The sequence below is a fragment of the Streptomyces sp. NPDC017529 genome (genome assembly GCF_044329785.1).
Classification (GTDB): Bacteria; Actinomycetota; Actinomycetes; order Streptomycetales; family Streptomycetaceae; genus Streptomyces.
In genome coordinates this window covers 177,593-193,124 of sequence record NZ_JBIRJY010000002.1, presented here as the reverse complement: position 1 = coordinate 193,124, position 15,532 = coordinate 177,593, and the positions used below count along the sequence as shown (strand labels likewise).

Sequence of the window (15,532 nt, the reverse complement as noted above, 5' to 3'; positions counted from 1 at the left end):
GGGTCCTCGGCGGTATGCCGCTCCTGTGGGGCCCGGTCGTTGTGGCCGGGCCCCGGCCGGAGTGTCAGTCCCGTGCCGTGAGGGTCAAGAGTGTCGCCTCCGGGGGGCAGGCGAAGCGGACGGGGGTATAGCGGTTGGTGCCGCAGCCTGCGGAGACGTGGAGGAAGGAGGTGTGGCCGCCCGCTGTGTGGGTGGACAGGCCCTTGACCCGCTGCGTGTCGATGTCGCAGTTGGTGACCAGCGCCCCGTAGAAGGGGATGCAGAGCTGGCCGCCGTGGGTGTGGCCGGCCAGGACCAGCGGGTAGCCGTCGGCGGTGAAGGCGTCCAGGGTGCGCAGGTACGGGGCGTGTACGACGGCCAGGGAGAGGTCCGCGTCGGGCTCCGGGCCGCCGGCGACGTGGGCGTAGCGGTCCCGCTTGATGTGCGGGTCGTCCAGACCGGTGAGGGCGATCTCGAAGCCGCCGGCCGTGCCGTCGAGCTTGAGGCGGCCGCGGGTGTTGGAGAGGTTGACCCAGCCGGCCGTGTCGAAGGCGTCGCGCAGGTCTTCCCAGGGGTTGTGGACGACGCCGACGGCGGGCGGGTTGCCGTTCAGGCCGTGCCGCTTCTGAGCCTTTTCGATCAGGTAGCGGGCGGGGTTGCGCAGCTTCGGCCCGTAGTAGTCGTTCGAGCCGAAGACGTACGCGCCGGGGAACTCCATGAGCGGACCGAGCGCGTCCAGCACCTCCGGGACCCCCTCGGGGTCGGAGAGGTTGTCGCCCGTGTTGACGACGAAGTCGGGGCGCAGCCCGGCCAGCGACTGGAGCCAGCGCTGCTTCTTGCGCTGCCCGCTGACCATGTGGATGTCGGAGACCTGCAGGACGCGCAACGGCCGCATGCCGGGCGGCAGTACGGGCACGGTGACCCGGCGCAGTCTGAAGGAGCGGGCTTCGAATCCGGCGGCGTAGGCCAGGCCCGCCGCACCGGCCGCGGCGATGGACAGGGGGACTCCGTAACGGGCGCGCATACTCCCCATCGTCGCAGAGGAAGCGGAGGGATCGCGCATCGGCAGTGCTCCGGCAGTGCTCCGACAGCGCGACGGCAGCGCCTCGGTACACGCCCGCACCGGCCGTGGCGGCCACCGGGGCACGGCCGGGGCGGTGGCCAAGGCGCCGGCCCGGTGCCACCGGCACGTAATGGTGGGGCGTTCGGCGCCGGGTACGGGCATACTCGACGTCATGACCACGCTCAAGTCGAAGCTGCAGGACGACCTCACCACGGCCATCAAGGCCCGTGACGAGCTGCGCTCTTCCACCCTCCGCCTCACCCTGACCGCCGTCCAGAAGGAAGAGGTGGCCGGTACCGAGGCGCGCGAGCTGTCGGACGCCGAGGTCGAGAAGATCGTCGCGCGTGAGGCGAAGAAGCGCCGGGAGGCCGCCGAGGCGTTCGACCAGGGCGGCCGCGCCGAGTCGGCGGAGCGGGAGCGCGCGGAGGGCGAGGTGCTCGCCGAGTACCTGCCCAAGCCGCTGTCGGACGAGGAGCTGGCGGGCCTGGTCGCCGAGGCCGTGGCGGAGGCGAAGGCGGGCGGCGCCGAGGGGCCGCGGGCCATGGGCGCCGTCATGAAGATCGTGAACCCGAAGATCGCGGGCCGGGCCGAGGGCGGCCGGGTGGCCGCCGTGGTCAAGAAGCTGCTCGCGGGTTGATGGAGTAAGCAGAGGGAACGGCGAAGGGGCGCCCCGTCCGGAGATCCGGTGGGGCGCCCCTTCTTCGTGAGCGCTGTGCCGCGGGGCGCTCCTTCGCCGGGAGCGCCGTACCGCGGGCCGCGGTGTCACCGCGACCGGCGGCCGGTGTCAGCCGAAGATATCGGGGAACCCGGGGATGTCCCAGCCGCCGCCCGGCTTGCCGCCGCCGTGGCCGCCGCCGTGACCTTGGCCGCCGCCGCCTCCGCCGGGCCGCGGCCGGCCCCCGCCGCCGTTCTTGCCGTCGTCCTTGTTCTTGCCGGAGTCGCCGATCGGGACGGTGGGCAGCGACGGGGCGGGCTTGCCCGACAGCGCGCCCGACATCGCCTCGCGCCAGATCGGGCCGGGGGTGTCCGCGCCGTACACCTTGTCGTGGAAGGTGCCGCCGATGGTGATGTCGAACATCTGCCGCTTGTGGGCCGGGTCGCCGACCCAGACCGCGCCGGCCATGTTCGGGGTATAGCCGGTGAACCAGGCGGCGTACCGGCTGTCGGTGGTGCCGGTCTTGCCCGCGCTGTCCCGGCCCTGGAGCCCGGCCTGCTTGCCCGTGCCGTCCTCGACCACGCCCTTGAGCAGCGTGTTGACGGTCTTGGCGGTCTGCTGCGACATCGCGCGCCGGCAGCTGGTCTTCGGCACGGTCAGCGCCTTGCCGGTGGTGTCCGTGATCGACTCGATGGCGACCGGCGTGCAGGCGACGCCCTCGTTGGCGAAGGTGGCGTACGCGTTGGCCATGGTCAGCGGGGACACCTCGGGGGAACCGAGCGCGATGGCGGGCTTCTGCTCCACCGGCTTTCCGTCGGCCCGCTGGATGCCCATCTTGGCGGCCATCTTGGTCGCGGGGCAGATACCGATGTCGCTGATGAGCTGTACGAAGTAGGTGTTGACCGACTTCGCCGTCGCCTCCTTCATGCTGTACGGGCCGACCTCCGAGGTGTTCTCGTTCTGGACCGGGGCGCTGCCCGTCCACTGGCCCGTACAGGTGGAGATCGGGCTCGGGTAGGGCATCTTGTACGGCGACGAGTACGACTGCTCCGGGCTCTTGCCCGCCTCCAGGGCCGCCGCCGCGATCACCGGCTTGAACGTCGAGCCGGGCTGGAAGCCCGCGCCGCCGCCCATCTTCTGGTCGACGGACAGGTTCATCTGGGTCTGGTGGGTGCCGAAGCCGTACGGCCGCGACTGGCCCATGCCGAGGATCTTGCCGGTGCCGGGCTGGACGATGGTGGCCGCCGCCGCGACCGGGTCGTTGTCGTAGACCCGGCCGGTGACGGCCGACTGGATCGACTGCTGGGTCTGCGGGTCGAGCGTCGTACGGATCGTCAGGCCGCCCTGGTTCCAGCGCTTTCCGCGCTCTTTCCTGGTCTTGCCGAACGCCGGGTCGTTCAGCAGCACCTCGCGGACGTAGTCGCAGAAGAAGCCGGCGCCCGAACCCGCCGTGATGCAGCCGTTCTTGGGGCGGCTGACCTTGAGCTTGATCGGCTTCTTGGCGGCGGCGTCGGCCTGGGCCTGCGTGACGGCCTTCGTTTCGGCCATCCGCTGCAGCACGATGTTGCGGCGCCGCATCGCCTCCTTGGGGTCGTTGACCGGGTCGTACCGGCTCGGCGACTGCACGATGCCCGCCAGCAGCGCGGACTCGTCCAGCGTCAGGTCCTTGGCGTGCTTGCTGAAGTACCGCTGGGAGGCAGCCTCGACCCCGTACGCCTGCTGCCCGAAGAAGGTGATGTTCAGGTAGTTCTGCAGGATCTTCTGCTTGCCCAGCTCCTCCTCGACCTGGATCGCGTACTTCAGCTCCTTGACCTTGCGGCCGATGGTCTGCTGGGTGGCCTGCGCGACCTTGTCCGGGTCGTCGCCGGCCTCCTCGATGAAGACGTTCTTCACGTACTGCTGCGTCAGCGTCGAGGCGCCCTCGGAGACGCCGCCGGTCTGCGCGTTCTTGTTCAGCGCGCGCAGGATGCCCTTCAGGTCGATCGCGCCGTGCTGGTAGAAGCGCGCGTCCTCGATGGCGACGATCGCCTTCTGGATGTACGGCGACATGTCCTTGAGGTCGACCACGGTGCGGTCGCGCGAGTAGACCTTGGCGATCTCGCCGCCGTTCGCGTCGAGGATGGTGGTCCGCTGGCTCAGCGGCGGAGTCTTGAGGTTGGCGGGGATCTCGTCGAAGCCCTCGACCGATCCCTTGGCCGCGAGGCCCAGCGCGCCGGCGGCAGGAAGGGCCAGGCCCGCCAGCACCGCTCCGGCGAGGACGCTGACACCCAGGAATTTAGCGGCCTGCTGGGTCTTGGTCAGACCCCCGCCGTCGCGCTTCTTACCCATAAGGGCACCCTAATCCCTAGGGGGCGGAGTTCAGGAGGAGCGGTGCTCCCTCGGGCCGTTCGCGTACCGGACCGTGACATTCGGGGGGATCGGGCGGGGACGGCCGGTGATCTCGACTTCGCGAGGTGGCGACGTTCTCAATCACCGGACAGGCGGGCATCTGTTCGCTTAATCTGAATCCGTCCGGCCCGGGAAGACAGATCGTGTCGGCCCGTCAACCCCGCAATCCCCCGCGGACCGCGTCCCTTACGCCCGGATGTGTCGCCCGAATCCCGCTGTGGCGTTGGTGAAGTGCCCCACACTGCCGGGAAGGTGACGTATGCCGTCGGCTCACTCCGTTGGGTGATCTGCCGCGTACGCATAGTCCGTTCGGGCCATCCAAGATTGGACCCGAAGGGGGTGTTGCGCCCTGCCTGCCTTCCGTAACGTCCTCAACTGGCAACGGTGAATATGCCGCTTGCCGCCGTGGGGGAGCCTCGATTCGGGAGAGGACGGCGCCAGCATGAGCTGGGTAACCGACTGGAGTACACAGGCAGCCTGCCGCACCACCGATCCGGACGAGCTGTTCGTTCAGGGGGCGGCCCAGAACCGCGCCAAGGCGGTCTGCACCGGATGCCCGGTGCGGACGGAGTGCCTGGCCGACGCCCTGGACAACCGCGTGGAGTTCGGTGTCTGGGGCGGCATGACCGAGCGCGAGCGGAGGGCGCTGCTGCGCCGCCGCCCGACCGTCACCTCGTGGCGCCGGCTGTTGGAGACGGCGCGCACGGAATACGAGCGCAGCACGGGCATCCTGCCCGTGGACTGTGAGGACGACGAGACGTACGAGAGCACCTACGACAACGCGTACGGCGACCGCTACGACGGCACCTACGACAACTACGCCGCGGTCGGCTAGACGGCGGTAGCCGTAGGCCGTACGCCGACCGGTCCAGTGTCGGTCGTGCGGTGTACGGGCGGGCAGCTGTACGGGTGGGCAGCGGTCGGCGCGGCGGTGCCGCGCGGGCGCCGGCGCCCGGGTACCTATGTCGTCGTGACGGGTAGGACCGTTGTGACGGGCAGGGCCGTTGTGGCGGTCAGGCATGTCCAAGCCATGCCCGAGCCGTGCCCATGGCCGTAAGCGTCCGTATGCGGCCGGATTCGGGCAGGGAGGCCGGTCAGCCGCGCCCCGGTCGGCCCTGTGACCGGTGCTGTGGATGAGGCGTGCCGTGACGTAGCGGGTCCGAGCGCCGTGGGCAGCCGTGTCGGCCCCGGTCGGTATCGGTGTCCCGGTCGGTGCCGGTCCTAGGAGTGGTCGCCGTCAGCGTGGTGGGCGTCGTCGTGTTGCTGTGCGGCGTGTTGCTGTGCGGCGTGCTGCTGTACGGCGAGGCGGTCGCCGATCGCGCGCAGTCCTGCCAGGTCGTGGACGTCACCGGGCATCGCGGCGATCTCCGCAACCGGCACCTCGGGATGCAGCGCGGTGAAGCGGTCGCGGGTGCGCCGCTCGCGTGCGAGCACCTGCATGCGCTCGGCGTGCAACCGCAGCAGTCCGGCGGCGAGGCGGGCCGCCGAGGGGGTGTCGTCCGTTGGGGGTGAGGCCGCCGCGGCGGGGGAGTGGCCGTCGGCGGTACGAGAATCAGCCTTCCCGCCCTCTAGATCCACAATGCCGTCGCCGCCAAGATTTTCGCACTGGTCGTCCTCGGCGGCGGCCCGGTCCGCGAGGGCCTCGGCCGCGGCCAGCGCCCGCTCGGCGCTGAGCCGCGCGGCGCCGCTGCCGTGCACCCGGTTCAGGACGAGCCCGGCCAGCGGCATCCGCTCGGCGGCCAGCCGCTCGACGAAGTACGCCGCCTCGCGCAGCGCGTCCCGCTCCGGCGCCGCCACCACGAGGAACGCGGTGCCGGGCGCCTGGAGCAGCCGGTACGTCGCGTCCGCGCGCGTACGGAAGCCGCCGAACATGGTGTCCATGGCGGCCGCGAACGTCTGTACGTCGCGGAGGAGCTGGCCACCCATGATCTTGCTGAGCGTGCCGGTCATCATCGACATGCCGACATTGAGGAACTTCATGCCGGCCCGCCCGCCGGCCTTGGCCGGCGCCATGAGTATCCGGATGAACTTGCCGTCCAGGAACGACCCGAGGCGCTTGGGCGCGTCCAGGAAGTCGAGCGCGGAGCGGCTGGGCGGCGTGTCGACGATGATCAGGTCCCACGCGTCGCGGGTGCGCAGCTGGCCCAGCTTCTCCATGGCCATGTACTCCTGCGTGCCCGCGAAACCGGCCGACAGGGACTGGTAGAAGGGGTTCTCCAGGATCGCGCGGGCCCGTTCGGCGTCCGCGTGCGCCTCGACGATCTCGTCGAAGGTGCGCTTCATGTCCAGCATCATGGCGTGCAGCTCGCCGCCCGCGCTCTCGTCGACGCCCTTGACCCGGCGGGGGACGTTGTCCAGCTCCGAGATGCCCATCGACTGCGCCAGCCGGCGGGCCGGGTCGATGGTCAGCACGACGGCCTTGCGGCCGCGTTCGGCGGCGCGTACGCCGAGGGCCGCGGCGGTCGTGGTCTTGCCGACGCCGCCGGAGCCGCAGCACACCACGATGCGGGTGTGCGGGTCGTCCAGCAGCGGGTCGACTTCGAGGGGGGCGGCGGGCGAGTCCAGCGCGCCGCGCCCGGGGGCGTGCGGCGCGGTGCGCCGGGTCTGCGCGGCGCTCTCGTCCGGGATGCTCGCTTCCTCGGTCATATGGGCCCCTGTTTCCGCAGGTCTCTCGCCAGCCGGTACAGCCCGGCGAGGTCCACTCCCTCGGGGAGCAGCTCCAGCTCGTAGGTGGGCAGGCCGAGGCCCGCCAGCTCGGCGTGCCCGGTGCGCTCCAGGTCGACGCGCTGCGCGTGCTCGCCGGCCTCTTCGAGGAGCGGATCGATGAGCCCGTCCGCCCACGTCACACCGGCTGCGCCGCGGCGGCCGCCGCTCAGCCCGGCTCCGGCCAGCGCCTCGGCGATGCCGCGGCGCGCCCCGTTGGCGGCGATGTCGACCTCGCCGGTGCCCAGCACCTCGGGCCGGGTCATGTTGATCACGACGCCGCCCACGGGCAGCCCGGCCGCGCGCAGCTCCGCGACGCCGTCCACGGTTTCCTGTACGGGCATCTCCTCCAGGAGCGTGACCAGGTGGACCGCGGTTTCCGGGGACTTCAGGACGCGCATCACGGCCTGCGCCTGGTTGTGGATCGGGCCGATCTTGGCCAGGCCGGCGACCTCGTCGTTGACGTTCAGGAAGCGGGTGATGCGGCCGGTGGGCGGGGCGTCCATGACGACCGCGTCGTACACGTACCGGCCGCGCTTGTCCTTGCGGCGCACCGCCTCGCACGCCTTGCCCGTCAGGAGGACGTCCCGCAGGCCGGGCGCGATGGTCGTGGCGAAGTCGATGGCGCCGAGCTTCTTCAGGGCCCGGCCGGCGCCGCCGAGCTTGTAGAACATCTGGAGGTAGTCCAGGAGCGCCCGCTCGGCGTCGATGGCGAGTGCGTGCACCTCGCCCGCCCGCGGCGTGCCGCCGCCCCCGGCGGAATCGCCGCGCGACGCCCCTCTGGGGTCGGGCCCCGGCGCCACCGCGATCTTGCGCTCCTCGTACGGGAGCGCTTCGGTCTCGAACACCTGGGCAATGCCCTGCCGGCCCTCGACCTCGACCAGGAGGGTACGGCGTCCCTCGGTGGCCAGGGCGAGGGCGAGGGCAGCGGCGACCGTGGTCTTGCCGGTACCGCCCTTGCCACTGACGACATGGAGCCTGCTCACGCCAAGGAGCCTAACCAGTCCGGGGGCGGGCTACGCACGGGACCGGCGTCGGGTTGTGCGCCGGGGGCGCGGAAGAGGTGCGGTGCGCGGTGGGCGCGGTGCCGCGCCGGGCCGGGGAAGGCCCGGTACCCGCCGTGCGGCCGGGCCGCCCCGCCGCGTCCGCGCGCCGGGCGGACAGGCATTACGCTCGGCCCCATGACCAAGTGGGAATACGTGACCGTGCCGCTGCTCGTGCACGCGACGAAGCAGATTCTGGACACCTGGGGCGAGGACGGCTGGGAGCTGGTCCAGGTCGTGCCGGGCCCGAACAACCCCGAGCAGCTGGTGGCCTACCTGAAGCGGGAGAAGCAGGCATGAGCGCGGTGGAGGCGAAGCTCGCCGAGCTGGGCCTGAAGCTGCCGCAGGTCGTACCGCCGCTGGCGGCGTACCAGCCCGCGGTGCGCTCGGGCGCGTACGTCCACACCTCCGGCCAGCTGCCGATGGTGGACGGCGCGCTGCCGGCCACCGGCAAGGTGGGCGCCGAGGTCAGCCCCGAGCAGGCCAAGGAGCTGGCCGCGACCTGCGCGCTGAACGCGCTGGCCGCGGTGAAGTCCGTGATCGGCGACCTCGACAAGATCGTGCGGGTCGTCAAGGTCGTCGGCTTCGTCGCCTCGGCCCCCGGCTTCACCGGCCAGCCGGGCGTCGTCAACGGCGCCAGCGAGCTGCTGGGCGAGGTGCTGGGCGACAAGGGCGTGCACGCCCGCTCCGCCGTGGGCGTGGCCGTGCTGCCGATCGACGCGCCGGTCGAGGTCGAGATGCAGGTCGAGGTCGCGGACTGACGTCACGCGGCCGCGTACGACGTCGCGGGGCGGGCCGGGGGAACCGGCCCGCCCCGCGCCCGTATGTGCCGTCCGCCGGTCCGGCGGCCGCCGTCCGGCCGCGCTCCGGCCTCCCACGCCCTCTCGAACATCCGCCCGCGAACGCATAGCATCCGGCCATGTCGTCGACCCCCAATGGCCAGTGGTACCCGCCGGAATGGCCGGCCCGCATCCGGGCCCTCGCGCACGGCGAGCTGACTCCGGCGGCGCCCCGCCGGGCCGCGACCGTCCTGCTGCTGCGGGACACCGACACGGGCGGCCCCGCCGTCCACATGCTGCGCAGACGCACCTCCATGGCCTTCGCCGGCGGCGCCTACGCCTACCCCGGCGGGTCCGTCGACCCGCGCGACGAGCGGCCGGTGGCCTGGGCCGGGCCCTCGCGCGCCGAGTGGGCCGCCCGCCTCGGCTTCGGCGCGGGGGACGAGGCGGCGGCGCAGGCCGTCGTCTGCGCGGCCGTCCGGGAGACCTTCGAGGAGGCGGGCGTGCTGCTCGCCGGGTCCTGCGCCGGGACCGTGGCCGCGGACACCACCGGTGACGACTGGGAGGCGGACCGCGCGGCGCTGGTCGCCCGCGAGCTGTCCTTCGCGGACTTCCTGGACCGCCGCGGCCTCGTGCTGCGCAGCGACCTCCTGGGGGCGTGGGCCCGCTGGATCACCCCCGAGTTCGAGCCGCGCCGCTACGACACCTGGTTCTTCGTGGCCGCGCTGCCCGAGGGCCAGCGCACCCGGAACGCTTCCACGGAAGCGGACCGTACGGTGTGGATACGCCCCGCCGAGGCCGCCGCCGGCTACGACCGCGGCGAGCTGCTGATGATGCCGCCGACGATCTCGACGCTGCGCGGCCTGGAGGCGTACGGGACGGCCGCCGAGGCACTCGCCGCGGCCGGCGGGCGGGATCTGGCGCCGGTCCTCGCGCAGGCGGAGGTCCGGGGCGGCGAGATCGTCCTGAGCTGGCCGGGGCACGAGGAGTTCACCAAGCGCATCGGCGCCGGGCCGCAGTCCGCTCCGGCCGCCGCCGCCCCGCCCACGACCTCCGGAGAGTCCACCGCATGACGTACGCAGCCGCCCTTCCCGGCCGGCCCCGGGGCGGGGACATCGCCGGGCCCGCCACCGACCGCGCCCGGTGCGTGCTCGCCCCGAACCCGTCCCCGATGACCCTGGACGGCACCAACACCTGGATCGTCGCCGAGCCGGACTCCCGCCTCGCGGTGGTCATCGACCCGGGCCCGCTGGACGAGACCCACCTCAAGGCCGTCGTCGACGCCGTGGAACAGGCCGGGAAGCGGGTCGCGCTGACCCTCCTGACGCACGGTCACCCGGACCACTCCGAGGGCGCCGGGCGGTTCGCCGAGCTGACGGGCTCGCCCGTGCGGGCCCTGGACCCGGCGCTGCGCCTGGGCGACGAGGGGCTGGCGGCGGGGGACGTGATCACCACCGGCGGCCTGGAACTGCGGGTCGTACCGACCCCGGGGCACACCGCCGACTCGCTCTCCTTCCACCTGCCGGCCGACGCCGCCGTGCTGACCGGCGACACGATCCTGGGCCGCGGCACCACCGTCGTCGCCCATCCGGACGGCCGGTTCGGCGACTACCTGGACTCGCTGCGGCGGCTGCGCTCCCTGACGGTGGACGACGGCGTCACGACCGTGCTGCCGGGCCACGGCCCCGTGCTGAACGACGCGCAGGGCGCCGTGGAGTTCTACCTCGCGCACCGCGCCAACCGGCTGGCGCAGGTCGAGACGGCGGTGGAGGCGGGGCACCGGACGCCGTCGGAGGTCGTCGCGAGCGTGTACGCGGACGTGGACCGCACGCTGTGGCCCGCCGCCGAACTGTCCGTACGGGCACAGCTGGACTACCTGGGTGAGCACGGGCTGATCTGAGGGGCGCTCACCCGCCCGGCGCCGGCCCGGTCACCCCGACCGCTCGCCGGGTTTGCGCTTGCGGTGCGGCATCAGGGGTTCCTGGGAGCGCAGTTCGCTGGCGCGCGGCGCCGGGAGCGGGGCGTCCATGAGGGCGATGACCTCGGCGAGGGAGGTGGTGTGCGGGTCGGCGCCGCCCTGCTCGGCGAGGAACTGCACCGCGTCCTGCCACCCCTGCGCATAGCCCGATTCGTGTGCCCGGTCGAGCTCGTCGCGCCGGTAGACGCCCAGCTCGCCGCTGGTCGCCGCGCGACCCATCTCCAGCAGCAGGTCCGCCAGTTCACGGGAGCCGAGCGTGACGGACCGGGCGGAGTCCCGGTCGCCCTGCCCCAGGGCGTCGCGGACGTCACCGGGGCGCCGGTGTTCGGCTGTCCCGTCGTCATGGCCCATCTGTGTCCCCCTGATCCTTCCTCAGCCGGCACCCGCCGCCCGGCGTTGCCGCGGCCTGCTCACCTCCGACGGCAGAAACGGTGCTGCCACCTGGACGAAGAGTGCCCGCCGGTCTGCCGGGACCTCCAGAAGTTCGGCGGCTTCCTCCAAGGTGATGGCGCGGGTCCGGTCCGTGCCGCGGGGAGAGTACGCCACGGGCAGTGGCAGGTCCTCTTCGGTCAGTTTCCCCGATCGGATCAGTACGTCCCGTACGGGCACCTCCAGCGCACGGGCCAGGCCGCGCATCGTCGCGAGGTCGGGCATGCTCTGCCGCTGGAGCAGCCGGGTGACCGCGGCGCGGTGTACCCCCGCGTCGTCGGCGATCTTGGACCGTCCGCCGCCGCGCGGATGGTCGATGTCGTAGCCCCGGGACCTCATCAGGTCCTCCATCCAGGCTGCGAAGTCCTCCAGTTCGTCCTTCATGGGCAGTCCGCTCCCTCCATCCGCGCGACAGCCTAACGCGCGTGCGCGAGCGAAATGCCGCGGGTCCGGTGGCCGTGGAGGGGTGGGGGAACGGCTTGTGGAGGGGAGGTGAAGGGTGTGTGAGTTGCGTGCGAGCGCGCAACGTGGCAAGATTCTTAGAGCCTCGAAAAGGCGTTCGAATACTTCCCCCACGGTCCCCCCACTCCGTCCGGTCATCTCTCATCGGAGTGCACATGACGCAGCAGACCCCGCTCATACCGCGGCCGGCCCCCGAGTTCCCGGACTGGCGGGAGCGTGCCCGCTGTGCGGACCTTCCGGTCGCCGCGGTCTTCTCCCGAACGGCCGCCGAGGCCCGTCCCGTGTTGCGCGCGTGCAACGCCTGTCCTGTCATCGAATCCTGTCTGCGCACCGTGGACCCCGCGAACACCTGGTTCGACGGCGTCTGCGGCGGACGGCTCTGGAGCAACGGCCGAGAGGTACCACTGTCATGAACCTGACTAGCGAAGCCGCGGTGGCCGCGGGACAGACCGGCACCGCGATCCGGACCCGCGCCCTGCTCGGCATGCTGAGCCGCCAGTTCACCGAGCTGGTCACCGAACTCGTCCCCGGCCGGCCCGGCTCCCGCCCCTCCCGCGTCCTGGACGAAGCGGCCCTGGAACGGCAGGCCGGCGAAGCGCGGGCCGACCGCGAGGCCGCCCGCTGGAACGAGCGCAACGGGATCGCCCCGCTCGGCGGCGGCGCGGCACCGCTGCGGCTGGAGGTCTCCGACGCGCTGCGCGACATCACCGACGGCGTCGTCGAACTGGAGGAAGCGGTCTGCGACCGCCTCCGGGAGGGACGGCCGCGCAAGGCGGACGTACCGGAGCGGCTGCGCCGGATCGCCGCGCTGCTCGACCGCGCCGCCGCCGACCCGGTGCTCGCCGCACACGTACGGGCCGAAGCCCGGCGGATGGTGCGGCGCTGCGGCCGGGCGCTCGGCGAGGTGGAGCCGCTGGTGCGGGTGGACGGCCGCTGCCCGTGGTGCGACTCGGTGTCGCTGCGCGCCTTCCCCGTACGCGGCGCGGTGCTCTGCATCAACCCCGCCTGCCGCTGTACGGACGAGGACTGCGGCTGTACGGACAGCCCCGCCTACCGGCACACCTGGCCGGAGGCGCGGTGGGCCGAACTCGGCGCCGGCGGCGGGCCGCGGCGCACGGCGCTGGGGGCGGCCCTGTGATCGCGGGACTGCTGACCGGCGCGCTGGCCGCGGCGGAGGTCGGCGTCAGCGCCGCCACCATCCGCAAATGGGTCCAGCAGGGCCACCTGGCCGCGGTCGGGCGGCAGGGGAGGGCGCTGCTCTTCCGGCTGGAGGACGTGTTCGCCGCCGAGCGGGCCACCCGCCGCAGAAGCGAGCTGTGACCGGAAGCGGCACGTTCTAGAGAGAAGACCCGCCGTACGAGCCCCGCCTCACCAGATGCTGGTGAGGCGGGGCTCTTTCGTTGCGCGTACGGGGCCTGCCGCGGCCCGCGCCGGGCCCCGCGACGAGCCTTGGTTGCGCGCTCGCGCGCTGTCGTTCACACTTGGTGCAGCGGCGGAGCTGTGCCCGACTACCCGGGGCGGCCCGCCGTTTCGCATGTCCGCGGCGCGCCGCCCGTACGTACTCCTTCCTCCATCCGCCCGTACGGGCACCGCGCACGCACCTCTTCCTCCGCCAAGGAGCCGTCGACAAGGAGACCGCATGTGAGTGATGCCCTGATCGCCTTCCCCGATGTGGAACGCCTGGTCGTGGACCACCTCAAGAACCGCCCCGAGCTGGCCGGCACGGTGGTCGACAACCGGCCGCCCGCCGGCTTCGACGGCACGGCGAAGGCCGTGCTGGTCTCCCGGGTCGGCGGTGCCTGGGTGGACGACCAGCGGCTCGACCAGCCGCTGGTCGACCTGGAGGTCTACGGACCCGACAAGACCGCGGCGCACACGGTGGCGCTGGCCGCCCGCGCCGCGCTCTTCACGGCCCGCGGGACCACCTACGGCAGCGCGTACGTCACCGACGTCGTCGAGGCCGACGGACCGCGCTGGCTGCCCGACTTCAACCGCCCGGCCGGCAACCGCTACCTGTCCACGGTGCGGCTGCTGATCCGCGCGAACTGACCGCTCCACCCGCGGCCGTGCCTCCCACCGGGGCGCGCCGCTCCCCTTACGGGCCCCGTCGAGACCGGCGGGGCCTTCGTCGTACCCACCACACACAGGAGTTCCCATGGCAGGCAACAACGGTTCCGAGATCCGCGTCGCCGGAACGGGCAAGATCCTCGTCGCCAAGGCGGGCACGGCCATCCCGGCCGACACCGCCGCCCCCTGGTCCGCCGACTGGGCCGACCTCGGCTACACCACGACCGACGGCATCAAGTTCAACAAGAAGGACAAGATCGACCCGGTCGACACCTGGCAGTCGGTGAGCCCGGCGCGGTTCATCTACTCCGACCGGGACCTGACCGTGAAGTTCCAGCTGCTCCAGCTGAACAAGGACACGCTGCCCTTCTTCATGGGCGGCGACGCGGTCACCGCGGTCGGCACCCCGGCCAACGGGCAGTTCAAGTACGAGCTGGCCAGCAACCCGAAGAAGGACGAGCGGGCGCTGGCCATCGAGTTCTCGGACGGCGGCGAGGCCACGTACCGCTTCATCATGCAGCGCGGCCAGGTGACCGAGACCGAGGAGATGGCCCTGACCCGCACCGGGGCGGTCAAGCTCGGTGTCACCTTCACCGCGCTGGCCGTGGACGACACCAAGCCGCTGGCGACCATCCTGATGAAGGACAAGGCCTACGGGGCCCCGGCCGCCTGATCCGGCGCCGGGTACGGGCGGCGGCCGCACGCCGCCGCCCGTACCCGCTCCGGTACCCACCCGCACACCCCACTCTTGAAGGAGCCCTTCCGCATGGCCGGATTCAACGTCAACGCGGCCCGCGCCCAGCGCCTCGAAGCGCTCGGCACGGCCTGGTCCTTCCAGCTGGACGACGAGGTCTTCGAGCTGCCGACCGAGTTGCCCCGCGACACCGCCCGCGCGCTGCGCGCCCTGGACGACAACGACGTCGACGGGCTGCTGCGCATCCTGCTGGGCCAGGCGCAGTTCGAGCGCTTCGACCGCCACGAGGCGACGATGCAGGACATCGCCGCGATCCTGGAGGCGTACGGCACCGAGACCGGGCTCGGCCTGGGGGAAGGCTGAGCCTCGACGCGTTCGTCGACGAACACGCCGAGGCCCTCGAAGCCGACCTGCTCCACCACTACGGTGTGGACCTGCTCGACTGGCACCGCGGCCGGCTCTCCGCCCGCCGGCTCTCGGTGCTGCTCGCGCACCTGCCACGCGACGGCGCGGTCGCCCGCGCGCTGCACGACGAGGCCGCGGAGTGGTCGGTGACCGACCACCTCCTGGCCACGGTCGCGGACCACCTGGCGGTGGCGAACTGGATGTTCGCCACGGTCAACAGGGACGAGGACACGGAGCCGCCGGAGTACCCCGAGCCGCTTCAGCGACCGGGCGCCGGCCCGGAAAGCGAGACCGGGGCCGGTGCGGAGGAGGCGGTGAGCGGTGCCGAGGACGGTGCGCAAGATGATGCGGCGGGACCGTCCGCCGCAGAGCTGATCCGTTTCTTCAGCTGAGCCGCGAGCCGCTCCGTGCCGCAACGGCCGTACCGCGGCGCCCCGTTCACCAGACGTCGAAATAGACGAAGACCGCTGCCATCGAGCACAGGAAGAACAGCTCGATGGCGCCGAGGACGCCCAGGCTGAACCAGGCGGGCGACCGCCGGCGCAGTTCCCGGCGGGTCCGGGCCCGCTCCGGTTTGCGGGGGTCGTACACGATGGCCACCTTTTCCCCCGAGGCGGCCACCGGGCAGCCGAGGAGCGGTGAGATGTAGACCGTACGGAATCCCTCGGCGTCCAGGAATTCGAAGCTCGTCGAGTAACGGTCCTCGGACACCGAATATCCCCGGCATTCGGCGGTGGTTTCGACGCCGGCCCGGCGCAGCCGCCGGTCCACCCACAGCGGATGGAAACCGAACCAGATCATGAACGGTATCGGTAACAGTGATACCGCTACGGACACCCATGCGAGGCCGTTCATTCGCCGGACAGTACCGGGCGCGCGAACCGTGC

At 72.3% G+C, this 15,532-nt stretch carries 20 protein-coding genes; 13 read left to right on the top strand and 7 right to left on the bottom strand.

Annotation, left to right across the window (positions count from 1 at the left end):
* Positions 1-64: 64 nt before the first annotated feature.
* On the bottom strand, positions 65-1,003 hold the full coding sequence (locus ACH4K4_RS04525; protein ID WP_398164765.1) for a metallophosphoesterase: 939 nt from the start codon (positions 1,001-1,003) through the stop codon (positions 65-67).
* Positions 1,004-1,214: 211 nt separating this feature from the next.
* On the opposite strand from ACH4K4_RS04525, the gene ACH4K4_RS04520 reads away from it, so the two are divergent.
* On the top strand, positions 1,215-1,679 hold the full coding sequence (locus ACH4K4_RS04520) for a GatB/YqeY domain-containing protein (RefSeq protein ID WP_398164763.1): 465 nt from the start codon (positions 1,215-1,217) through the stop codon (positions 1,677-1,679).
* A gap of 147 nt (positions 1,680-1,826) precedes the next feature.
* Here the strand turns inward: ACH4K4_RS04520 and ACH4K4_RS04515 are convergent, their stop codons facing one another.
* Positions 1,827-4,025: a transglycosylase domain-containing protein gene (locus ACH4K4_RS04515; RefSeq protein ID WP_398164761.1), complete on the bottom strand. Its 2,199-nt coding sequence runs from the start codon at positions 4,023-4,025 to the stop codon at positions 1,827-1,829.
* Between the two features lie 502 nt (positions 4,026-4,527).
* On the opposite strand from ACH4K4_RS04515, the gene ACH4K4_RS04510 reads away from it, so the two are divergent.
* Entirely contained in the window at positions 4,528-4,920 is a 393-nt protein-coding gene (locus ACH4K4_RS04510) for a WhiB family transcriptional regulator (RefSeq protein WP_398164759.1), read from the top strand.
* A gap of 386 nt (positions 4,921-5,306) precedes the next feature.
* Here ACH4K4_RS04510 and ACH4K4_RS04505 read toward each other — a convergent pair whose 3' ends face one another.
* Positions 5,307-6,731 carry an ArsA family ATPase gene (locus ACH4K4_RS04505; RefSeq protein ID WP_398164758.1) on the bottom strand — a complete coding sequence of 475 codons (1,425 nt, stop codon included), beginning with the start codon at positions 6,729-6,731 and terminating at the stop codon, positions 5,307-5,309.
* Positions 6,728-7,774 (bottom strand): ArsA-related P-loop ATPase, encoded by a 1,047-nt coding sequence (locus ACH4K4_RS04500; protein ID WP_398164757.1) that lies wholly within the window; start codon positions 7,772-7,774, stop codon positions 6,728-6,730. Before ACH4K4_RS04500 ends, ACH4K4_RS04505 begins: the two co-directional genes overlap by 4 nt.
* 195 nt (positions 7,775-7,969) lie before the next feature.
* Between ACH4K4_RS04500 and ACH4K4_RS04495 the strand changes: the two genes are divergently transcribed.
* The 4 genes from ACH4K4_RS04495 to ACH4K4_RS04480 all read left to right on the top strand — a co-directional run bounded on the left by ACH4K4_RS04495 (position 7,970) and on the right by ACH4K4_RS04480 (position 10,510).
* On the top strand, positions 7,970-8,131 hold the full coding sequence (locus tag ACH4K4_RS04495; RefSeq protein WP_003981536.1) for a DUF4177 domain-containing protein: 162 nt from the start codon (positions 7,970-7,972) through the stop codon (positions 8,129-8,131).
* On the top strand, positions 8,128-8,592 hold the full coding sequence (locus ACH4K4_RS04490) for a RidA family protein (RefSeq protein WP_398164756.1): 465 nt from the start codon (positions 8,128-8,130) through the stop codon (positions 8,590-8,592). Before ACH4K4_RS04495 ends, ACH4K4_RS04490 begins: the two co-directional genes overlap by 4 nt.
* 158 nt (positions 8,593-8,750) lie before the next feature.
* Positions 8,751-9,683, top strand: a complete 933-nt coding sequence (locus tag ACH4K4_RS04485) for an NUDIX hydrolase (RefSeq protein WP_398164754.1) — start codon at positions 8,751-8,753, stop codon at positions 9,681-9,683.
* Complete coding sequence (locus tag ACH4K4_RS04480; RefSeq protein WP_398164753.1) at positions 9,680-10,510, top strand: MBL fold metallo-hydrolase; 831 nt, start codon at positions 9,680-9,682, stop codon at positions 10,508-10,510. Before ACH4K4_RS04485 ends, ACH4K4_RS04480 begins: the two co-directional genes overlap by 4 nt.
* Positions 10,511-10,540: 30 nt before the next feature.
* On the opposite strand, the gene ACH4K4_RS04475 is transcribed toward ACH4K4_RS04480, so the two are convergent.
* Positions 10,541-10,939 (bottom strand): hypothetical protein, encoded by a 399-nt coding sequence (locus ACH4K4_RS04475; protein ID WP_398164752.1) that lies wholly within the window; start codon positions 10,937-10,939, stop codon positions 10,541-10,543.
* Positions 10,940-10,960: 21 nt separating this feature from the next.
* On the bottom strand, positions 10,961-11,401 hold the full coding sequence (locus ACH4K4_RS04470) for a transcriptional regulator (RefSeq protein ID WP_398164751.1): 441 nt from the start codon (positions 11,399-11,401) through the stop codon (positions 10,961-10,963).
* 233 nt (positions 11,402-11,634) lie between these two features.
* On the opposite strand from ACH4K4_RS04470, the gene ACH4K4_RS04465 reads away from it, so the two are divergent.
* The 7 genes from ACH4K4_RS04465 to ACH4K4_RS04435 all read left to right on the top strand — a co-directional run bounded on the left by ACH4K4_RS04465 (position 11,635) and on the right by ACH4K4_RS04435 (position 15,037).
* On the top strand, positions 11,635-11,892 hold the full coding sequence (locus ACH4K4_RS04465) for a WhiB family transcriptional regulator (RefSeq protein ID WP_398164749.1): 258 nt from the start codon (positions 11,635-11,637) through the stop codon (positions 11,890-11,892).
* Positions 11,889-12,617, top strand: coding sequence for a hypothetical protein (locus tag ACH4K4_RS04460; protein ID WP_398164748.1), 729 nt, complete (start codon positions 11,889-11,891; stop codon positions 12,615-12,617). The genes ACH4K4_RS04465 and ACH4K4_RS04460 overlap by 4 nt, the downstream gene beginning before the upstream one ends.
* Complete coding sequence (locus ACH4K4_RS04455; protein ID WP_360130992.1) at positions 12,617-12,799, top strand: helix-turn-helix domain-containing protein; 183 nt, start codon at positions 12,617-12,619, stop codon at positions 12,797-12,799. Before ACH4K4_RS04460 ends, ACH4K4_RS04455 begins: the two co-directional genes overlap by 1 nt.
* Positions 12,800-13,120: 321 nt before the next feature.
* Complete coding sequence (locus ACH4K4_RS04450) at positions 13,121-13,528, top strand: hypothetical protein (protein ID WP_398164746.1); 408 nt, start codon at positions 13,121-13,123, stop codon at positions 13,526-13,528.
* Positions 13,529-13,634: 106 nt separating this feature from the next.
* A complete protein-coding gene (locus tag ACH4K4_RS04445; protein WP_398164744.1) occupies positions 13,635-14,219 on the top strand; it encodes a phage tail protein in 585 nt (194 codons plus the stop codon).
* 93 nt (positions 14,220-14,312) lie between these two features.
* Positions 14,313-14,603, top strand: coding sequence for a hypothetical protein (locus ACH4K4_RS04440; RefSeq protein WP_360130855.1), 291 nt, complete (start codon positions 14,313-14,315; stop codon positions 14,601-14,603).
* A 65-nt stretch (positions 14,604-14,668) separates the two neighbouring features.
* Positions 14,669-15,037, top strand: a complete 369-nt coding sequence (locus ACH4K4_RS04435) for a hypothetical protein (protein ID WP_398164743.1) — start codon at positions 14,669-14,671, stop codon at positions 15,035-15,037.
* Between the two features lie 46 nt (positions 15,038-15,083).
* Here the strand turns inward: ACH4K4_RS04435 and ACH4K4_RS04430 are convergent, their stop codons facing one another.
* Positions 15,084-15,446 (bottom strand): DUF3592 domain-containing protein, encoded by a 363-nt coding sequence (locus ACH4K4_RS04430; protein ID WP_398164741.1) that lies wholly within the window; start codon positions 15,444-15,446, stop codon positions 15,084-15,086.
* Positions 15,447-15,532: the final 86 nt, after the last annotated feature.